Below are 16,137 nucleotides of genomic sequence, written 5' to 3' on the forward strand. Positions count from 1 at the left end.
CCCCCCCGAAGCGCCGGAGGCGCTTCCCCCCAAGGGGGGCTCCGCTGCGGACCGGCGGAGCCGGATCCGCGCGGCCTGGCTTTGCGCTACGCCCCTTGCTGCATCTGCGTCCGAAGTCGTGCGGCATTCGCGTTACATGAGGTGTAGATTGCTTTTGCAGCCGGCATCTACGCACGGACGTTACCGCAAGGCTTCATAGATGCGAATGGCCAGGTCCTGGGAGATGCCGTCGACCGAGGCCAGGTCTTCGATGCTGGCGGAGGCCACACCGGAGAAGCCGCCGAAGCGGGCCAGCAGGCGCTGGCGGCGGCGGGCGCCGATGCCTTCGATCTCTTCCAGGCGGGACACGTTGCGGGCCTTGGCGCGGCGGGCGCGCATGCCGGTGATGGCGAAGCGGTGCGCCTCGTCGCGCACCTGGGCGATCAGCATCAGCGCGGCGGACTCGCCGCCCAGCGCCACCGGCGGCCGGGAGTCGGCGAACACCAGGGTTTCCAGGCCGACCTTGCGCCCCTCCCCCTTGGCCACGCCCACCAGCGTCTGGACGTCCAGGCCCAGCTCCACGAACACCTGGCGGGCGACTTCCACCTGGCCCTTGCCGCCGTCGATCAGCACCAGGCCGGGCATGGGCGCCTCGCCATCGGCGACCTTGGCGAAGCGGCGGCTCAGCACCTGGCGCATGGCGGCGTAGTCGTCGCCCGGCGTGATGCCGCCGATGTTGTAGCGGCGGTATAGCGAGGGCTGCATGTCGTGGTGTTCGAACACCACGCAGGACGCCTGGGTGGCTTCACCGGCCGTGTGGCTGATGTCGAAGCATTCGATGCGCAGCGCATCCAGTGCGGCTTCGTCCGTGTCCAGGTCCAGCGCTTCGGCCAACGCCAGGGTGCGGGCCGCGCGGGCGCCGGACTCGGTCAGCGCGCGCGCCAGGGCCATTTCGGCATTCTTGGTCGCCTGCTCCAGCCAGGCGCGGCGCGCGCCCTGCGGGCGCGTCAACACGCGCGACGGCCGTCCGCCCGCCTGTTCCACCAGCAAGCCGATCAGGTCGGGATCGGGCAAGGCGTGCGAACAGACCAGCACCGGCGGCATGGCATTGTCGGTGTAGTGCTGGGCGACGAAGGCCTCCAGCACCTGCGGCGCGGCCTCGCCTTCGGCGTGCGAGGGAAAGAACGGCTTGTCGCCCAGATGGCGGCCGCCCCGCACCATCGCCAGGTTGACGCAGACTTTGCCGCCGGCAATCGCCACCGCAATGATGTCGGTGTCCTCGCCGCTGACGTTCTCCATGGTCTGCTGGTGCAGCACGCGCGCCAGCGAGCCCATCTGGTCGCGCAGCGCCGCGGCTTCCTCGAAGCGCAATTCGCTGGCGGCCTGCTGCATCCGGTTTTCGATCTCGCCCATCACGTCCTTGGCTTCCCCGTTCAGGAAGCGCACGGCGCGCTGCACGTCGCGTTCGTAATCGGCCGCCTCGATCGCGCCGACGCAGGGCGCCGAGCAGCGCCCGATCTGATGCAACAGACAGGGCCGCGAACGGTTGGCGAAGACCGAGTCTTCACAGGTGCGCAGGCGGAATACCTTCTGCAGTATCTGGATCGTTTCGCGCACGGCCCAGGCGTTGGGGAACGGCCCGAAGTACTGGCCGCGCTTGTTGGTGGCGCCGCGGTAATAGGCGATGCGCGGCCAATCGTGGCCGGTGATCAGCAGGTAGGGATAAGACTTGTCGTCGCGGAACAGGATGTTGTAGCGCGGCTTCAGGGTCTTGATGAGGTTGTTTTCGAGGATCAGCGCTTCCGCTTCGGAGCGTGTCACCGTCACCTCCAGCCGCGCCACCTTCGCCACCATCTGGGCGATGCGGGGGCTGGCCAGGTTCTTCTGGAAATACGACGAGACGCGCTTCTTCAGGTCGCGCGCCTTGCCGACATACATGACCTCGCCGGCCGCATCCAGATGCCGGTACACGCCCGGCAGATGCGGCAGGTCAGCCAGGAACGATTTGAGATTGAAGTCGTCGGGCATTCTGGTAACGGCTTTCAGCCTGCAAGGTATCCCAGTCCGGCGCATCAAAGCGCGGCATCAGGCGGCGGATGCGGGCCACGGATTCGGCCGGGTGCTCGAACTTCAGGCGCTCGAGCAGCTCGTCAGCCAGGTCCGGCCGGTTGCATACCAGCACCATGTCGCAGCCGGCGCCCAAAGCGGCGTTGGCGCGGTCGAGGATGTCGCCTGCCACCGAAGCGCCTTCCATGGTCAGGTCGTCCGAGAACACCACTCCATCGTAGCCCAGGCGGGTGCGTAGGATGTCCTGGACCCAACGCTTGGAAAAGCCTGCCGGGTGCTTGTCGACCTTGGGATAGATCACGTGCGCGGGCATCACCGACGGCAGCACCGCGTCGCCCAGCCAGGCATACGGCGCAGCGTCGTCCTTCAGGATCTTGTCCAAGGGACGCGGGTCCACCGGGATCTCGTGGTGCGAGTCCGCTTCCACGAAACCGTGGCCAGGGAAGTGCTTGCCGCAGGCCGACATGCCCGCCAGCTGCAGGCCCTGGATCAGCGCGCGCGACAGCATCGCGACCACGCGCGGATCCTGGTGGAAGGCGCGGGTGCCGATCACCTTGCTGACGCCGTAGTCCAGGTCCAGGACAGGCGTAAAGCTCATGTCCACGCCGCAGGCGCGCAGCTCGGCTGCCAGCACGTAGCCGGCTTCGGTGGCCAGACGCATGGCTTGCAGCGGATCGCGGTTCCACAGCACGCCGAGATCGCGCATGGCGGGCAGCGGCGTGAAGCCGTCCTCGCGGAAACGCTGCACGCGGCCGCCTTCGTGGTCCACCAGGATCAGCAGGGGCTCCTTGCGAGCCTTGTGGATCTGGCGCGTCAGTTCGGTCAGCTGCTTGCGGCTTTCGAAATTGCGGGCGAAAAGAATCACGCCGCCCACCAGCGGATGGCGCAGGCGCTTCTTTTCCGCCTTCGTCAGCGTGTATCCCGCCACATCGACCATCACGGGGCCGGGCGGCAGCACCGCCTTGGATTTCTTCTTGGCCATGTCAGGCTTCCTTCTGTCTGAGTCTGGCAAGCCGGCGGCAGACACGGGGTCCGCCGATCAGGGCTTGCGTTCAACCACCACGTAAGCGGCGGCCATGTCGGATTCGTCGGTAATGGACACATGCGCCGCGCCAAAACGCTGCTCATACCATTGCAGCAATTCGGGCGCGATCACCAGTACGGGACGCCCGCCGGGCGCATTCAGCGTCTGCACGCGCCGCCACGTCATGGGCATGCGCATGCCCAGGCCGATGGCTTTGGAAAACGCTTCCTTGGCCGCGAAGCGCGTGGCCAGGAAGCGCAGGCCGCGCACCGGGTCGCGGGCGCGGCGCGCATGGAATTTCTGCAGTTCTTCCGCGCCCAGGATCTTTTCCGCGAAACGATCGCCGTGGCGCGCCAGCGCGCGCTCGATGCGGTCGATGCGCAGCAGGTCCATGCCGATGCCGGCAATGGCGCCCGCGGGCGCGGCGGGGCGGGAGGCGTCAGCCATGGGCATGCCCGCGCGTCCGGCGGCAAGCAAGCAGCATCGGGTTCGCGGTCACAGCCCGCGCAGCGCTTGCAGGCGGGCCTGCACCATCAGCGCCTTCATGTCGCGCACCGCCTTTTCCCAGCCGTCGAACACCGCCTGCGCCACGATGGCGTGGCCGATGTTGAGCTCGGCAATGCCGTCCAGCGCAGCCACCGGCTTGACGTTGCCGTAATGCAGGCCATGGCCGGCATTCACGCGCAAGCCATGGCGCAACCCTTCGGCCACGGCCAGGCGCAGCCGTTGCAGTTCGGCCTCGGCGGCCTCCCCTTCGGCTTCGGCATAGGCGCCCGTGTGCAATTCGATCACCGGCGCGCCGGCCTGGGCCGCGGCCGCGATCTGCACCGGATCCGGATCGATGAAAAGCGACACGCGGATGCCGGCCTCGGCCAGCAGGCCCACGGCGTCCGACACGGGCCCCATGGCGCCAGCGACTTCCAGGCCGCCTTCGGTTGTAAGCTCGGTACGCTTTTCGGGCACCAGGCAGACGTCGCTAGGCTTGACCGCGCAGGCGATCTCCAGCATTTCCGCCGTCACCGCGCATTCCAGGTTCATGCGCGTGCGCAGTTGCGGGCGCATGGCGTACACGTCCTTGTCCTGGATATGGCGCCGGTCTTCGCGCAGATGCAGCGTGATCAGATCGGCGCCGGCATCCTCCGCGCGCAACGCGGCGAGCACCGGGTCCGGATAGGTCGTGTGGCGTTGTTGCCGCAGCGTGGCAACGTGATCGATGTTTACACCAAGTTCTATCATTGCACTTTCGTTGTTTCTTCCCAGCCGCCGCCCAGGGCCTTGTACAGTTCCACGCGGTTGATCAGCGCGGCCAGGCCAGTCTGGACCAGAGAGAGCTGGGCATTGAAAAAGTCCACCTGCGCGGTCTGCACCTGCAAGTAGCTGTCGATACCGTTGGTATAGCGCAGATTCGACAGTTCCAGCGTGCGTCCGGACGCGTCCTGCAAGGCGCGCTGGGCATCCAGCTGCGCCCCGTAGGTAGCTTCGCCCGCCAGCGCGTCCGAGACTTCGCGGAACGCCTGCTGAATGGACTGTTCGTACTGCGCCACGGCGATATTGTCGCGCGCCTTGGCCAGGTTCAGCCCTTCGCGGATGCTGCCGCCGGCAAACAGCGGCGTGGTGATCGAAGGCGAGAAGCTCCAATAACCCTGGCCGCCCTTGAACAGGTCGCCCAACGACGGGCTGGCCACGCCCAGCAGGCCGGTCAGCGAGATGGTCGGGAAGAACGCCGCGCGCGCCGCGCCGATATTGGCGTTGGCGGACAGCAACTGGTTTTCCGCGGCCATGATGTCCGGGCGGCGTTCCAGCAGGTCGGACGGCAGGCCGGCAGGCACCGTGGCCAGCAACTGGTCGCGGCCGAACACGGCGGGCGCCGGCAGGTCCGGCGGCAACGGCGTGCCAACCAGCAGCACCAGCGCGTTCATGGCCTGGGCCTGGGCGCGGGCCAGTTGCGCCAGATCGGACGAGGCCGTATCCAGCAGCGTCTTGGCCTGGTTCAGGTCCAGTTCGGAGGCCACACCGCCGTCGAAACGGCGCTTGACCAGGTCGTAGGACTCCTGGCGCGATGCCAGGGTGCGCTGCGTCAGTTCCAGCTGGACCTCGGCGGCGCGCAGATTGAAGTACGACTGCGCGACCGCCCCGACCAGCGTGATCTGGGCGCTCTTCTGCGCCTGTTCCGTCGACAGGTATTGCTGGTACGCCGCCTCGGAAAGGTTGCGCAAGCGGCCGAACAGGTCGATCTCGAAGGTGGTCAGGCCGATGCCGGCCTGGTACGAGCTGCTGATGGAACCCGAGCCGGGCTGCCGCATGTTCTGCGGCAGATGCTGGCGCTGGCCTTGAATGCCGGCGCCGATGCTGGGCCATTGCGCGCCGCGCTGGATGCCGTACTGGGCGCGGGCTTCTTCCACGCGTTCAACCGCCACGCGCAGGTCGCGGTTGTTGACCAGCGACAGCTCGATCAGGCTTTGCAGGCGCGGATCGCGGAAGAATTCGCGCCAGCCCAGATTGGCGGCGGGCGTGCCGTCCTGCGGCATGACCGCGGTGGACGGTTGGGTGCCCAGCGAAGTGGGCTTGGCATAGCCGCCGTACTGCACCTTGGGCTGGTCGGGCCAGGCGTCCGTCACCGGCGCGTCGGGGCGCTTGTAATCAGGCGCCAGCGAGCAGCCGGCCAACGCCACCGCCACGAAAGCGGACAAGGCGGTCTGTTTGAACTTCAGGGCTTTCATTCCTTGCCCTCCTGGCCACCGTTGGGTTGTGCGGGATGTTGCGCGGCGGCGTCCGGGGCAGCCTGTCCGGCTGCAGCCTTCTTGGCCGCCTGCTCTTCTTCGAAGGCGCGCAGTTCGGCGCCCAGCAGGCGCGGCCGGGTCTTGAACAGGCCCAGCACCACCACGAAGAAGGTCGGCACGAAAATCACCGCGAACGGCGTGGCGGCCAACATGCCGCCCAGCACGCCCAGACCCACGGCGCGCTGGCTGGCGGCGCCGGCGCCGGTCGCCATGGCCAGGGGCACCACGCCCAGGATGAACGCCAGCGAAGTCATCAGGATGGGGCGGAACCGCAACCTGGCGGCTTCCACCGCCGACTCGTACAAGCCCATGCCGCGCGCGTACTGGTCCTTGGCGAACTCCACGATAAGAATGGCGTTCTTGGCCGCCAAGCCGATCACGGTCACCATGCCCACCTGGAAGTACACGTCGTTGGACATGCCCAGCGCGCTGATCAGCGCCACCGCGCCCAGCATGCCCAGCGGCACCACCAGCATCACCGAAATCGGGATGGCCCAGCTTTCATACAGGGCGGCCAGCACCAGGAACACCACCAGCAGCGACAGGCCCATCAGGATCGGGGCCTGATTGCCGGCCTGGCGCTCCTGATAAGAAAGGCCGTTCCACTCGTAGCCGAAGCCCTGCGGCAACTCGCCCACCAGGCGTTCCATCTCGGCCATCGCCTCGCCCGTGGTGTAGCCCGGCGCGGCGTCGCCGCTGATGCGCATGGACTCGTAGCTGTTGTAGCGCACCACCTGCACCGGGCCCTGCTTCCATTCGGCCTTGACGAAGGTGGACAGCGGCACCATGCCGCCCTGACCGTTGCGCGCATTCAGCTGCAGCACATCATTGAGCTGCATGCGGTACGGCGCGTCGGCCTGCACCCAGATGTTCTGCATCCGGCCCAGGTTGGGGAACTTGCTCAGGTAGGCGGAACCGACCGCGGTGGAAATCAGCGAGGCAGCCTCGTTGAAATCCACGCCCAGCGCGGCCGCCTTGTCGCGATCGATGGTCAGGCTGAGCTGCGCGCCCGGTCCGAGGCCGGTGATGCGCACCTGCGACAGCACGGGGCTCTTCATGACCAGGCCCATGAGTTCGCCGGTGGCCGCGGCCAGGGCAGCGGAACCCGCCGCGCCGCGATCCTGCAGGCGGAAGTCGAAACCGGTGGCGTTGCCCAGGGACGAGATGGCGGGCGGCACCAGCGTGAACACCTGCGCGTCATGGATGCCCATCAACTGCTTCTCGAAGGCCCGGAAGGCGATTGCGCCCGCGGAATCCTTGCGCTCCTTGCGTTCGCTGAAGTCCTTCAGCGTGACGAAGGCGATAGCGGCGTTCAGGCCGTTGCCGTTGAAGCTGTAGCCCTGCACAGCGATGATGTTCTCGACCGCGGGCACGTCCGAGAAGTACTTCTCGACCTGCTCGATGACCTCGACCGTGCGGTTGGCCGTGGCGCCGGTAGGCAGCTCGATATTGCTGACCACATAGCCCTGGTCTTCCTCGGGCAGGAACGACGACGGCAGGCGCAGGTACAGCCAGCCCAGCAGCACGACCAGCAACAGGAAGGCCAGCATCATGCGGCCGCCCTTGTGCAGGATCCGCGACACCCAGTTCTGGTAGTTGTGGGTGGTGGCGTCGAATTTGCGGTTGAACCAGCCGAAGAAGCCCTTCTTGTCCTCGTGGTGGCCCTTGGGCACCGGCTTGAGGATGGTGGCGCACAGCGCCGGGGTAAAGGTCAACGCCAGCAGCGCCGAGAAGAAGATGGACACGGCCATCGCGATCGAGAACTGGCGATAGATCACGCCCACCGAACCGCTCATGAAGGCCAGCGGCAGGAACACCGTCACCAGCACCAGCGTGATGCCGATGATGGCGCCGCTGATCTGCGGCATGGCCTTCTTGGTGGCTTCCTTGGGTGGTAAGCCCTCCGTGGACATGATCCGCTCGACGTTCTCCACCACCACGATGGCGTCGTCCACCAGAATCCCGATGGCAAGCACCATGGCGAACATGGTGAGCACGTTGATGGAGAACCCGAGCGCCAGCATCACCGCGAACGCCCCCAGCATGGCCACCGGCACCACCAGGGCCGGGATCAGGGTATAGCGGACGTTCTGCAGGAACAGGTACATCACCAGGAACACCAGCACCATGGCTTCAGCCAGGGTGTGGACCACCTGCTCGATCGACACCTTCACGTAAGGCGCCGTGTCGTACGGAATGGAGTAGGTGATGTTGCCCGGGAAGTACTTGGACAGTTCTTCCATCTGCTGGCGCACGCCCTGCGCGGTAGCCAGCGCGTTGGCGTTGGGCGACAGCACGATGGCGAATGCGGCCGTCGGCTTGCCGTTCAGGCGGGCGCCGAACTGGTAGTTGTCCGCACCCACTTCGATGCGGGCGACGTCGCGCAGCAGCACCTGGGAGCCGTCGGTATTGGCGCGCAGGACGATCTTGCCGAAGCCCTCTACCGTGCTCAGCTGGCCGTTGGCCGTGACCGTGGCGGTGATGCGCTGCGAGTCCGGGTTGGGCGGCGCACCGATGCTGCCGCCGGAAATCACCACGTTCTGCTGGGCGATGGCCTGGTTGACCTGCGACATGCTCAGGTTGAAACCGACCAGCTTGGCGGGATCGACCCACACGCGCATGGCGCGCGGCGCCGCGAACAGCTGGAACTGGCCCACGCCGGGCACGCGGGACACCGGGTTCTTGATGTTGCGGGTGATGTAGTCGGCCAGCGCGGTCTGGTCGAGCGAACCGTCGGTGGACGACACCGCCGCCACCATCAGGAAGCCAGTACTGGTCTGCTCGTATTGCAAGCCCTGCTGCTGCACGGCCGTCGGCAACTGCGCGACCACGTTGGACACGCGGTTCTGCACGTCCACCTGCGCCAAGTCTGGGTTGGTCCCGGGCGCGAAGGTCGCGGTGATGGTCGAGGTACCGTAGGAATCGCTGACCGACTCGTAGTAGATCAGGCCCTTGGCGCCGTTGAGCTGGTCTTCGATGATACTGGTGACCTGCTCGGCCACTTCGTTGGCCGACGCGCCGGGGTAGGTAGCCGTGATCGTGATCGCGGGCGGCGCCACGTCCGGGTACTGCGAGATCGGCATGTTCGGGATCGCCAACACCCCGGCCAGCAGGATGAACAGGGCGACTACCCAAGCGAAAATCGGTCTATCAATAAAAAATTGCGGCATGTGGGCTGACTCTGAAAGCGATGCTCACCAAAGAGGAACGCGGCGCTTACGCCGCGTGCCGCTTAAGATTTCTGGCCTGCGGCCTTGTCCTGCTGCGCAGGCTCGGCCGGCTTGGCGCCGGGCTGCGGGGCGGATTCCGCGGGCTTGGCGCCCGGTTGCGCGGGAGCCTGGCCGCCCGCTGCGGGCGTGCCGTTCTTCCATTCGCTGGCCTGCACCGGCGCACCCGGGCGGACCTTCTGGAACCCTTCCACCACGACCACGTCGCCAGCCTTCAGGCCGCTGGTGACGATCCAGTTGCTCTTGAGAGCGCCGCCAGTGGTGACCGGTATCTGCTCGATCTTGTTGTCCTTGACCAGCAACAGGCTTTGCAGGCCATCCGCGGTACGCTGCAGCGCCTGCTGCGGCACCATCAGGGCCTTGTCGTCCACGCCCTGCTCCAGGCGCACGCGCACGTACATGCCGGGCAGCAGGATGCCGTCGGGGTTGGGGACTTCGGCGCGCAGGTTGACCTGCCCCGTAGTCGGATCCACGGTGATGCCGGTGAACAGCAGCTTGCCCGGCTGGCCGTACTCGGAGCCGTCTTCCAGCACGATGGTGGCGCGCGCCGTGTCCTTGCCGACCTGCTGCAGCTGGCCGCTGGCGAAAGCGCGGCGCAGGGATGCGAGTTCCGCGGTGGACTGGGTGAAGTCCACGTAGATCGGATCCAGCTGCTGCACCGTGGCCATCTGCGTGGCGGAGGTGCCCTCGACCAGCGCGCCTTCGGTGACCAGCGGCTTGCCGATGCGGCCGGTGATGGGCGAGGTGACGTCGGTGTAACCGAGGTTGATCGCAGCGTTGTCCTGCGCGGCCTTGGCGGCGGCGACGGCGGCGTCCGCCTGGCGGTACGAGGCCACGGCGTTGTCGTATTCCTGCTTGCTGACGGCGTTGGCCTTGACCAGCGGCGCATAGCGGTCGGCCAGCAGCTTGGCGCTGAACAGATTGGCCTGAGCCTGCTTGAGCTGCGCCGTGGCCTGATCGTAGGCGGCCTTGTAGGGCGCCGGATCGATCTTGAACAGCAGTTGGTTTTCCTTGACGTCCCCGCCCTGCTCGAAGGCGATCTTCTGGACGATGCCGGTGACGCGCGAACGGATCTGCGCGTCCCGGACGGCATCGACGCGGCCAGGCAGGTCGGACACGATGGGCGCGCGCTGCGGCTGGATCGTAATGACGCTGACTTGGGGCATGCCTGGATTCATGTGCGGCTTTTCACCGCAACCAGCCAATATCAGTGCGAGGACCCCACCAGAAAAAACCAGCCCTGAAACACGTTTAGGCGAAAACCGCATTGAAACCCCCGCGTAGCGTAATTAACCGTAATCGCGTCATGTAATCGCAGTATTTAACCGCGGCTCTGGCCGCGATCAAATAAGAAGCATGCGTCATCAAGGCACGTAATCAGCCCAGTAATGTAACTCAGTTATTGGGGAAATCACTGATTTTTAGTGCTTCAAATACCACGCGCGAGGGGATTTCGTACAACAAATCAGGTCTCGGAAAGCTCCCGCAGCTTGCCCAGGAACACATAGCCCATGCCATGGACCGTATGCAACGGCAGCCGGGCGCCAGCCAGCAGGACCTTGCCGCGCAGGCGGCATATGGCCACATTCAGCGTGCGCATCGTGGTGCGCTTGCGGGCGGCCATGAATTCATCGCGCCGCAGTTCCCTGGCGGGATTGCCCGCCAGGCAAAGCAGGCAAGTGCGCTCCAGGGCAGTCAGGCCGATGCGGATGCCCTGGGGCGTAAGCAGGGTCCAGCCCTGGTAGACCAGGGTCCACCAGCCGTCCAAGGCGTAGGGAGTGTCGGCCGCGCGGGCGGGCGCGACTTGGGCAAGGCGAGCGGGGGCATTCACGACGGATCTCCACCAGGACGGCCCGCGCCGCGCGGGATGGCGGCCGGCTCCCGGAACAAGGTTGCAACTTGCCCCGAAAGACTACCGCCGGAACCCGCCTATGTTGGATTTACAGGGCACCTATAGGACCAATCCGATCGGCAACCTGCTCCGCCCTATCCAGAAACACCGGCCGCGCCTTTGCCCCGCGAGTTCAGGTGCGCTTGCCGTTGCGGTGGATATCGTGGGTGACGAAGCAACTGTCCTGGGTCGGGCGGGCCAGGATGCCGGGCTTGGCCAGCGTGGCGCGGATGTCGGACAGGCCGGACTCCCAGTGCTCGCGCATGGCCTCGGTGCCGAACTCGTAGTCCTTGGAGTAACGCTCCCGGTGCTTGGACTCGTAGATGAGGTTGATGATGTTGGTGGCCGGCGTATGGGACAGCTTGCGGATGTCGTCGAACTCAGCCGCCTTGCGCTCGGCTTCCGGCAGCTTCGCCAGCAGACGCTGCAAGCCGTGGCGCAGCTTGAGCACGCGCCGCATCTGGTCCGTGACCAGGCGGGTCCGGCTGGAATACTGGATGTCCTTCTGGCGCTCGGCCACTTCCTCCAGGTTGGTCGGCAGGCCGCCGCGCGCCGGCCACAGATCGACCTGGAACGCCAGCGTGTCGCGCATGTTGTCCGTGGTCAGCACCTGGGCCAGCGGCGTGTTGGACACGATGCCGCCGTCCCAATAGTGTTCGCCGTCGATCTCGACGGAGGGGAAGCCTGGCGGCAAGGCGCCCGAGGCCATGATGTGCTCGGGCCTCAGGGTGTCCTTCAGGCTGTCGAAATAGGCGAAGTTGCCGGTCCGCACGTTGACCACGCCGAAACTGGCGCGCACGGCCCCGCTATTGAGCAGGTCGAAATCCACGAATTCCCGCAAGGTCGCGGCCAGCGGCGTGGTGTCGTAGAAGCTGGTGGACGCCGCGCCCCTGCCGTGCACCAGGTAGGGCGGCGGAAAACGCGGTTTGAAAAAGCCCGGTTGGCCCGAGAACAGGGCCTGGAAGGCCGACACATGCCCGTTCATGACGGGTGAGCCGAAGCCGAACGGCAAACCTTCGAACATGGGCCCGAGCGTCTCGCCCCAGGGCACCGAGGCGAAACCCGCCGGCCGGCAGATGGCTTCCCAGAAACCACGCAAGCGCTCCACCCGCTCGTCCTCGCGGGAACCCGCGATGATGGCCGCATTGATCGACCCGATGGAAATGCCGGAAATCCAGTTGGGCCGGATGCCCGCTTCGTGCAGCCCTTGGTACACCCCGGCCTGGTAGGCCCCCAGCGCTCCCCCGCCCTGCAGCACCAGGGCGACGACTTCATAGGGCGGCGTATCGCCGGTGTCTTGGGTCGGGGCCTTGCGGCGAGTACTCATACGGCTTCCTCTAGGCAGGGCTGGCGGACCGCCCTACTTGCTTTTGTCCGGCACTTGCGGCGTGCCCACGCCCGCGCGGAACGGATACTTTGAGAAAATCTGCGCGACCACCTTGTCCGTGTTCTCGGGCGTAGCGGCCGCGTCGGGCTGGACCTCGCCCACCGCCAGGCCTTCCCAGACCAGCTGCCTGCGGCGCATGTCGACCAGGTCGATATTCAAGGTGCCCTCAGTATATTGGTAGACGTCGTCGCCCCAGCCGTAGCCGGGCCAGCCGCCGTAGAAGCCGGCGCGATAGCCGTAGTACGGGCCCATGGGCGGAGCGGCCGGCGTGACCTGCACCTTCTGCTGCAGCTTGGCGCTGAAATTGACCAGCAGGTCGGGATTGGAGGCGCTATAGGTATAGCCGCGCATTTCCATCTGGCCGCGCGTGGCGTTCTTGAGGCGCTCGGTCAGCAAGCTGCTGTAGCCCGCTTTGTCCGTGCCCAGCGGCGTCATGTACCCAAATGTCCGATACTGGGCGAAATTCGCCTGATGATCGTAGTCGCTCTTGACGGTGGGACCCGAGGCGCAAGCCGCCAACAGAGCCGTCATGGAACCCGCAGCCAGCAATTTGAACGCTTTCATGTCGTTTTCTCCGAGAGCCCGATGCTTGGACATAGTGCCGCGAAGCCTACAAAATTTCAACAGAATCTCATTCGCATCGCTTCCGCCGCAAAACACTGAAGCAGCCGCCGTCCATTACACTTTCAACTGTCCCATACCCTGACCACGGCACGACGCAAATGTTGGAACTCGACGGCTCGATTTGGTTTCGCTCCGGCGCCCAGACCTGGGGCGGAAAAAACCGCATAGACCTGCTGGCGCAGATCGACGCCACCGGTTCGATCACCGCCGCCGCGCGCGCCGTGGGCATGAGCTACAAGGGGGCCTGGGACGCCATTGACGCCATGAACAACCTGGCGGGCGAGCCTTTGGTGATCAGGGCCGCCGGCGGCAAGGGCGGCGGCGGCACACGCCTGACGGACCGCGCGCGCGGCCTGATCGGCACCTTCCGCGCCCTGGAAGCCGAACACCGCAAGTTCATGGAAAACCTGACCCGCGCTGGCATGACCGCCAGCGGCGACATCGACCTCATGAGGCGTTTCATGCTAAAGACCAGCGCACGCAACAAACTGCTAGGCACCGTCATCCAGATCCGCGCCGGCGCCGTCAACGACGAAATCATGCTGCGCATCGCGGGCGGCCTGACCATCACGGCCACCATCACCCGCGAAAGCACGCAGGAACTGGGATTGGCGATGGGCAAGGAGGCGATCGCGCTGGTCAAGGCGTCGTCGGTCATCGTGGGCGCGCCCGGCCCCGGCCTGCGCCTGTCGGCGCGCAATCAATTGCCAGGCAAGATCACCGCCCTACGCCCGGGCGCCGTCAACAGTGAGATCCTGATCGGACTGGACGGCGGCGTGACGCTGGCGGCCATCGTCACCAATGAAAGCGCGCAGGATCTGGCCCTGGACGTAGGCGCCGACGCGGTGGCGATTTTCAAGGCTTCCAGCGTGATACTCGGCGTGCTGGACTGACCTGTCAGACGCCCACGTCCTCACCGTGGCGCCGCACCCTGCCCTCGCGCACTTCGAATACTTCGTCGGCCAGCGCGTCCACGTCGGCCGGGTCGTGCGTGATCAGGAGCATGGGCACGTCCAGCTGGCGCTGCAAGGCGTTGAGTTCTGACCGCATCTTGCCGCGCAACTGCGAGTCCAGCGCTGAAAAGGGCTCGTCAAGCAGCAGGATGTCCGGCCGCAGCATGAGGGCTCGCGCCAAGGCGACCCGTTGTTTCTGTCCGCCCGAGATTTCGCTGGGATAGCTGCCCACGATGGAGTCCAGCTCGAACGCGTCCACCCAGCGCTGCGCCTCGGGTCCGACCTCGCGCCTGGGCGGATTGCGCCAACCGCGCCGCAATCCGAAAGCAATGTTCTGCGCCACGGTCAGATGAGGAAACAGGGCGTAGTCCTGGAACAGATAGGCGACGCGGCGCGACTGCGCGGGCAGGCTGACGCCGGCGTCGGCATCGAACAGCACGCGGCCGTTGATCTCGATGCGGCCCGAATCGGGCCGCAGCAGGCCCGCCACCGCGCGCAGCGTCAGGCTCTTGCCCGCCCCCGACGGACCGAACAGCGCGATGCGCTTGGCCGAGGAATCAAACGCCACGTCCAGCGCAAAGCGCCGGTCGCCGGACACCATCTGCTTGCGCACCCGGATGTTGACGCTCATAGCGCGCTCCCGTTGCGCCGGCCGCTGCTGACGGGCACCAGCTTGCCGGCCAGCAGCAAGACCACCACGCAGGTCACCGAAGTGACCAGCACCAGCATGTTGGCGGTGGCGTCGTCGCCTGCCTGCACCGCCTCATAGATGGCGACCGACAGGGTTTGCGTGCGCCCCGGCAGGTTGCCGGCGATCATCAGGGTGGCGCCGAATTCGCCCAGCGCCCGCGCGAACGCCAGCAGCACGCCGGCGGCGATGCCGCGCGCGGCCAAAGGCAGGGTGACGCGGAAGAACACCCCCGCCTCGCACACGCCCAGCACGCGCGCCGCGCTTTCGAGTTGGCTATCGACGTTTTCGAAGGCCGCGCGGGCCGATTTGAACACCAGCGGAAACGCCACCACGGAAGCCGCGATCACCGCGCCCTGCCAGGTGAAGACCAGTTCGATGCCCCAGTCCGCCAGCGTCTCGCCGATGATGCCACGGCGTCCCAGCAGCACCAGCAGGTAGTAGCCGAGCACCGTCGGCGGCAGCACCAGCGGCAAGGTCAGCAGCGCGTCCAGAAGATCGCGGCCCGGCCAGCGCCAGCGCGACAGGCCATAGGCCGCGGCCGTGCCGGCCACGGTCGCCAACAACGTTGCCCAGCCTGCCACTTTCAGGGAAAGCAGCAGGGGCACCCAAACCGGATCACTCATCAATGCCTACGATTCAACAGGTATCAGGGCTTCTGGAAGCCGTAGCGCGACAGTATCGCCTGACCCGCGGGAGACAGCACATAGGCGACGAAACTTTCGGCTTCCCGGGCGGCGGCTTCGCGGGTGGTCACGGCGATGGGATAGGTCACCGGCGTCTGCGACGGCACGCGCACCGCGACCTTGACCTTGTCCGCCATGATGGCCGCGTCGGTCGCAAACACGAAGCCCGCGTCGACCTCGCCGCGCGCCACGTAGTCCAGGCTCTGGCGCACGTTCTGGGCCAGCACGCTCTTGGCCTGCACTTCCTTCCACAGGCCGGCCGCTTCCAGCGCGCCCTGGGTGTAGCGGCCCACCGGCACCGATGCCGGGTTGCCATAGGCGATGCGCTTGACGTCGTCGCGGGTCAGGTCCTTGAGCGCGGTGATGTTGGCCTTGCTGTCGGCGGGGACGATCAGCACCACCTGGTTGGCGGCGAAGTCCACGCGGGAGGCCGGCTTGACGGCTTTTTCCTCGACCGCCTTGTCCATGGCCTTCTGGTCCGCCGAGGCGAACACGTCGGCCGGCGCGCCCTTGACGATCTGCTGCAGCAGCACGTCGGAAGCGCCGAAGTTCAGGATGACCTTGGTGCCGGCGTGCTCTTTTTCGTAGCCTTGCGCGACTTCCTTGAAGGCGTTGGTCAGGCTGGCGGCGGCCGACACCACCAGGTCGCCGGCGTTGGCATTGGCGCCCCATGCGGCGGCCAGCGCCAAGGACAGCGCCACGATCGGACGTTTGCAGAACATGTTCTTCTCCCAGAGGAAATCGCTAAGTCGGTAACGAAATATATATAGGTATATAACGCCCGTCAATTTGGCTTCCCGGGGGCCGTTGAGCAATATCAAGGAGTGGTGG

14 protein-coding genes are annotated in these 16,137 nt (G+C 66.2%); 1 reads left to right on the forward strand and 13 read right to left on the reverse strand.

Annotated elements, in window-relative coordinates:
- Positions 1-180 precede the first annotated feature (180 nt).
- The 10 genes from uvrC to AC3WOB_RS22625 all read right to left on the reverse strand — a co-directional run bounded on the left by uvrC (position 181) and on the right by AC3WOB_RS22625 (position 12,919).
- Positions 181-2,007 carry an excinuclease ABC subunit UvrC gene (gene uvrC / locus AC3WOB_RS22580; protein WP_013395004.1) on the reverse strand — a complete coding sequence of 609 codons (1,827 nt, stop codon included), beginning with the start codon at positions 2,005-2,007 and terminating at the stop codon, positions 181-183.
- Positions 1,970-3,028 carry a beta-N-acetylhexosaminidase gene (gene nagZ, locus AC3WOB_RS22585; RefSeq protein WP_013395005.1) on the reverse strand — a complete coding sequence of 353 codons (1,059 nt, stop codon included), beginning with the start codon at positions 3,026-3,028 and terminating at the stop codon, positions 1,970-1,972. The genes uvrC and nagZ overlap by 38 nt, the downstream gene beginning before the upstream one ends.
- Positions 3,029-3,085: 57 nt before the next feature.
- Complete coding sequence (acpS, locus tag AC3WOB_RS22590) at positions 3,086-3,523, reverse strand: holo-ACP synthase (RefSeq protein ID WP_013395006.1); 438 nt, start codon at positions 3,521-3,523, stop codon at positions 3,086-3,088.
- Between the two features lie 42 nt (positions 3,524-3,565).
- The gene (gene pdxJ, locus AC3WOB_RS22595) at positions 3,566-4,306 is read right to left on the reverse strand and encodes a pyridoxine 5'-phosphate synthase (protein ID WP_013395007.1); all 741 of its coding nucleotides are present in this window, start codon (positions 4,304-4,306) and stop codon (positions 3,566-3,568) included.
- Positions 4,303-5,790: an efflux transporter outer membrane subunit gene (locus tag AC3WOB_RS22600; protein WP_013395008.1), complete on the reverse strand. Its 1,488-nt coding sequence runs from the start codon at positions 5,788-5,790 to the stop codon at positions 4,303-4,305. Before AC3WOB_RS22600 ends, pdxJ begins: the two co-directional genes overlap by 4 nt.
- Complete coding sequence (locus AC3WOB_RS22605) at positions 5,787-9,020, reverse strand: multidrug efflux RND transporter permease subunit (RefSeq protein ID WP_013395009.1); 3,234 nt, start codon at positions 9,018-9,020, stop codon at positions 5,787-5,789. Before AC3WOB_RS22605 ends, AC3WOB_RS22600 begins: the two co-directional genes overlap by 4 nt.
- A 62-nt stretch (positions 9,021-9,082) precedes the next feature.
- Complete coding sequence (locus AC3WOB_RS22610) at positions 9,083-10,345, reverse strand: efflux RND transporter periplasmic adaptor subunit (RefSeq protein WP_013395010.1); 1,263 nt, start codon at positions 10,343-10,345, stop codon at positions 9,083-9,085.
- A 197-nt stretch (positions 10,346-10,542) separates the two neighbouring features.
- Positions 10,543-10,908: a helix-turn-helix domain-containing protein gene (locus AC3WOB_RS22615; protein ID WP_013395011.1), complete on the reverse strand. Its 366-nt coding sequence runs from the start codon at positions 10,906-10,908 to the stop codon at positions 10,543-10,545.
- 193 nt (positions 10,909-11,101) lie between these two features.
- Positions 11,102-12,295 (reverse strand): DUF3734 domain-containing protein, encoded by a 1,194-nt coding sequence (locus tag AC3WOB_RS22620; RefSeq protein ID WP_013395012.1) that lies wholly within the window; start codon positions 12,293-12,295, stop codon positions 11,102-11,104.
- A gap of 33 nt (positions 12,296-12,328) precedes the next feature.
- Positions 12,329-12,919, reverse strand: a complete 591-nt coding sequence (locus tag AC3WOB_RS22625) for a DUF4136 domain-containing protein (protein WP_013395013.1) — start codon at positions 12,917-12,919, stop codon at positions 12,329-12,331.
- Positions 12,920-13,077: 158 nt separating this feature from the next.
- On the opposite strand from AC3WOB_RS22625, the gene AC3WOB_RS22630 reads away from it, so the two are divergent.
- Positions 13,078-13,872 carry a TOBE domain-containing protein gene (locus AC3WOB_RS22630; RefSeq protein WP_492276249.1) on the forward strand — a complete coding sequence of 265 codons (795 nt, stop codon included), beginning with the start codon at positions 13,078-13,080 and terminating at the stop codon, positions 13,870-13,872.
- Positions 13,873-13,876: 4 nt separating this feature from the next.
- Here AC3WOB_RS22630 and AC3WOB_RS22635 read toward each other — a convergent pair whose 3' ends face one another.
- Genes AC3WOB_RS22635 through modA form a run of 3 tightly spaced genes read right to left on the reverse strand, consistent with a single transcriptional unit; the run spans position 13,877 to position 16,028 of the window.
- Complete coding sequence (locus tag AC3WOB_RS22635; RefSeq protein WP_492276250.1) at positions 13,877-14,563, reverse strand: ATP-binding cassette domain-containing protein; 687 nt, start codon at positions 14,561-14,563, stop codon at positions 13,877-13,879.
- On the reverse strand, positions 14,560-15,246 hold the full coding sequence (gene modB / locus AC3WOB_RS22640) for a molybdate ABC transporter permease subunit (RefSeq protein WP_175210339.1): 687 nt from the start codon (positions 15,244-15,246) through the stop codon (positions 14,560-14,562). The genes AC3WOB_RS22635 and modB overlap by 4 nt, the downstream gene beginning before the upstream one ends.
- Positions 15,247-15,269: 23 nt before the next feature.
- The gene (modA, locus tag AC3WOB_RS22645; RefSeq protein WP_492276251.1) at positions 15,270-16,028 is read right to left on the reverse strand and encodes a molybdate ABC transporter substrate-binding protein; all 759 of its coding nucleotides are present in this window, start codon (positions 16,026-16,028) and stop codon (positions 15,270-15,272) included.
- Positions 16,029-16,137 lie beyond the last annotated feature (109 nt).

The organism is Achromobacter sp. FW305-C-30-7, assembly GCF_058783105.1.

Bases quoted from the DNA above. Each gene is read 5' to 3' on its own strand.
- uvrC (WP_013395004.1), bottom strand. From the start codon at position 2,007: ATGCCCGACGACTTCAATCTCAAATCGTTCCTGGCTGACCTGCCGCAT.
- nagZ (WP_013395005.1), bottom strand. From the start codon at position 3,028: ATGGCCAAGAAGAAATCCAAGGCGGTGCTGCCGCCCGGCCCCGTGATG.
- acpS (WP_013395006.1), bottom strand. From the start codon at position 3,523: ATGCCCATGGCTGACGCCTCCCGCCCCGCCGCGCCCGCGGGCGCCATT.
- pdxJ (WP_013395007.1), bottom strand. From the start codon at position 4,306: ATGATAGAACTTGGTGTAAACATCGATCACGTTGCCACGCTGCGGCAA.
- AC3WOB_RS22600 (WP_013395008.1), bottom strand. From the start codon at position 5,790: ATGAAAGCCCTGAAGTTCAAACAGACCGCCTTGTCCGCTTTCGTGGCG.
- AC3WOB_RS22605 (WP_013395009.1), bottom strand. From the start codon at position 9,020: ATGCCGCAATTTTTTATTGATAGACCGATTTTCGCTTGGGTAGTCGCC.
- AC3WOB_RS22610 (WP_013395010.1), bottom strand. From the start codon at position 10,345: ATGCGGTTTTCGCCTAAACGTGTTTCAGGGCTGGTTTTTTCTGGTGGG.
- AC3WOB_RS22620 (WP_013395012.1), bottom strand. From the start codon at position 12,295: ATGAGTACTCGCCGCAAGGCCCCGACCCAAGACACCGGCGATACGCCG.
- AC3WOB_RS22625 (WP_013395013.1), bottom strand. From the start codon at position 12,919: ATGAAAGCGTTCAAATTGCTGGCTGCGGGTTCCATGACGGCTCTGTTG.
- AC3WOB_RS22630 (WP_492276249.1), top strand. From the start codon at position 13,078: ATGTTGGAACTCGACGGCTCGATTTGGTTTCGCTCCGGCGCCCAGACC.
- AC3WOB_RS22635 (WP_492276250.1), bottom strand. From the start codon at position 14,563: ATGAGCGTCAACATCCGGGTGCGCAAGCAGATGGTGTCCGGCGACCGG.
- modB (WP_175210339.1), bottom strand. From the start codon at position 15,246: ATGAGTGATCCGGTTTGGGTGCCCCTGCTGCTTTCCCTGAAAGTGGCA.
- modA (WP_492276251.1), bottom strand. From the start codon at position 16,028: ATGTTCTGCAAACGTCCGATCGTGGCGCTGTCCTTGGCGCTGGCCGCC.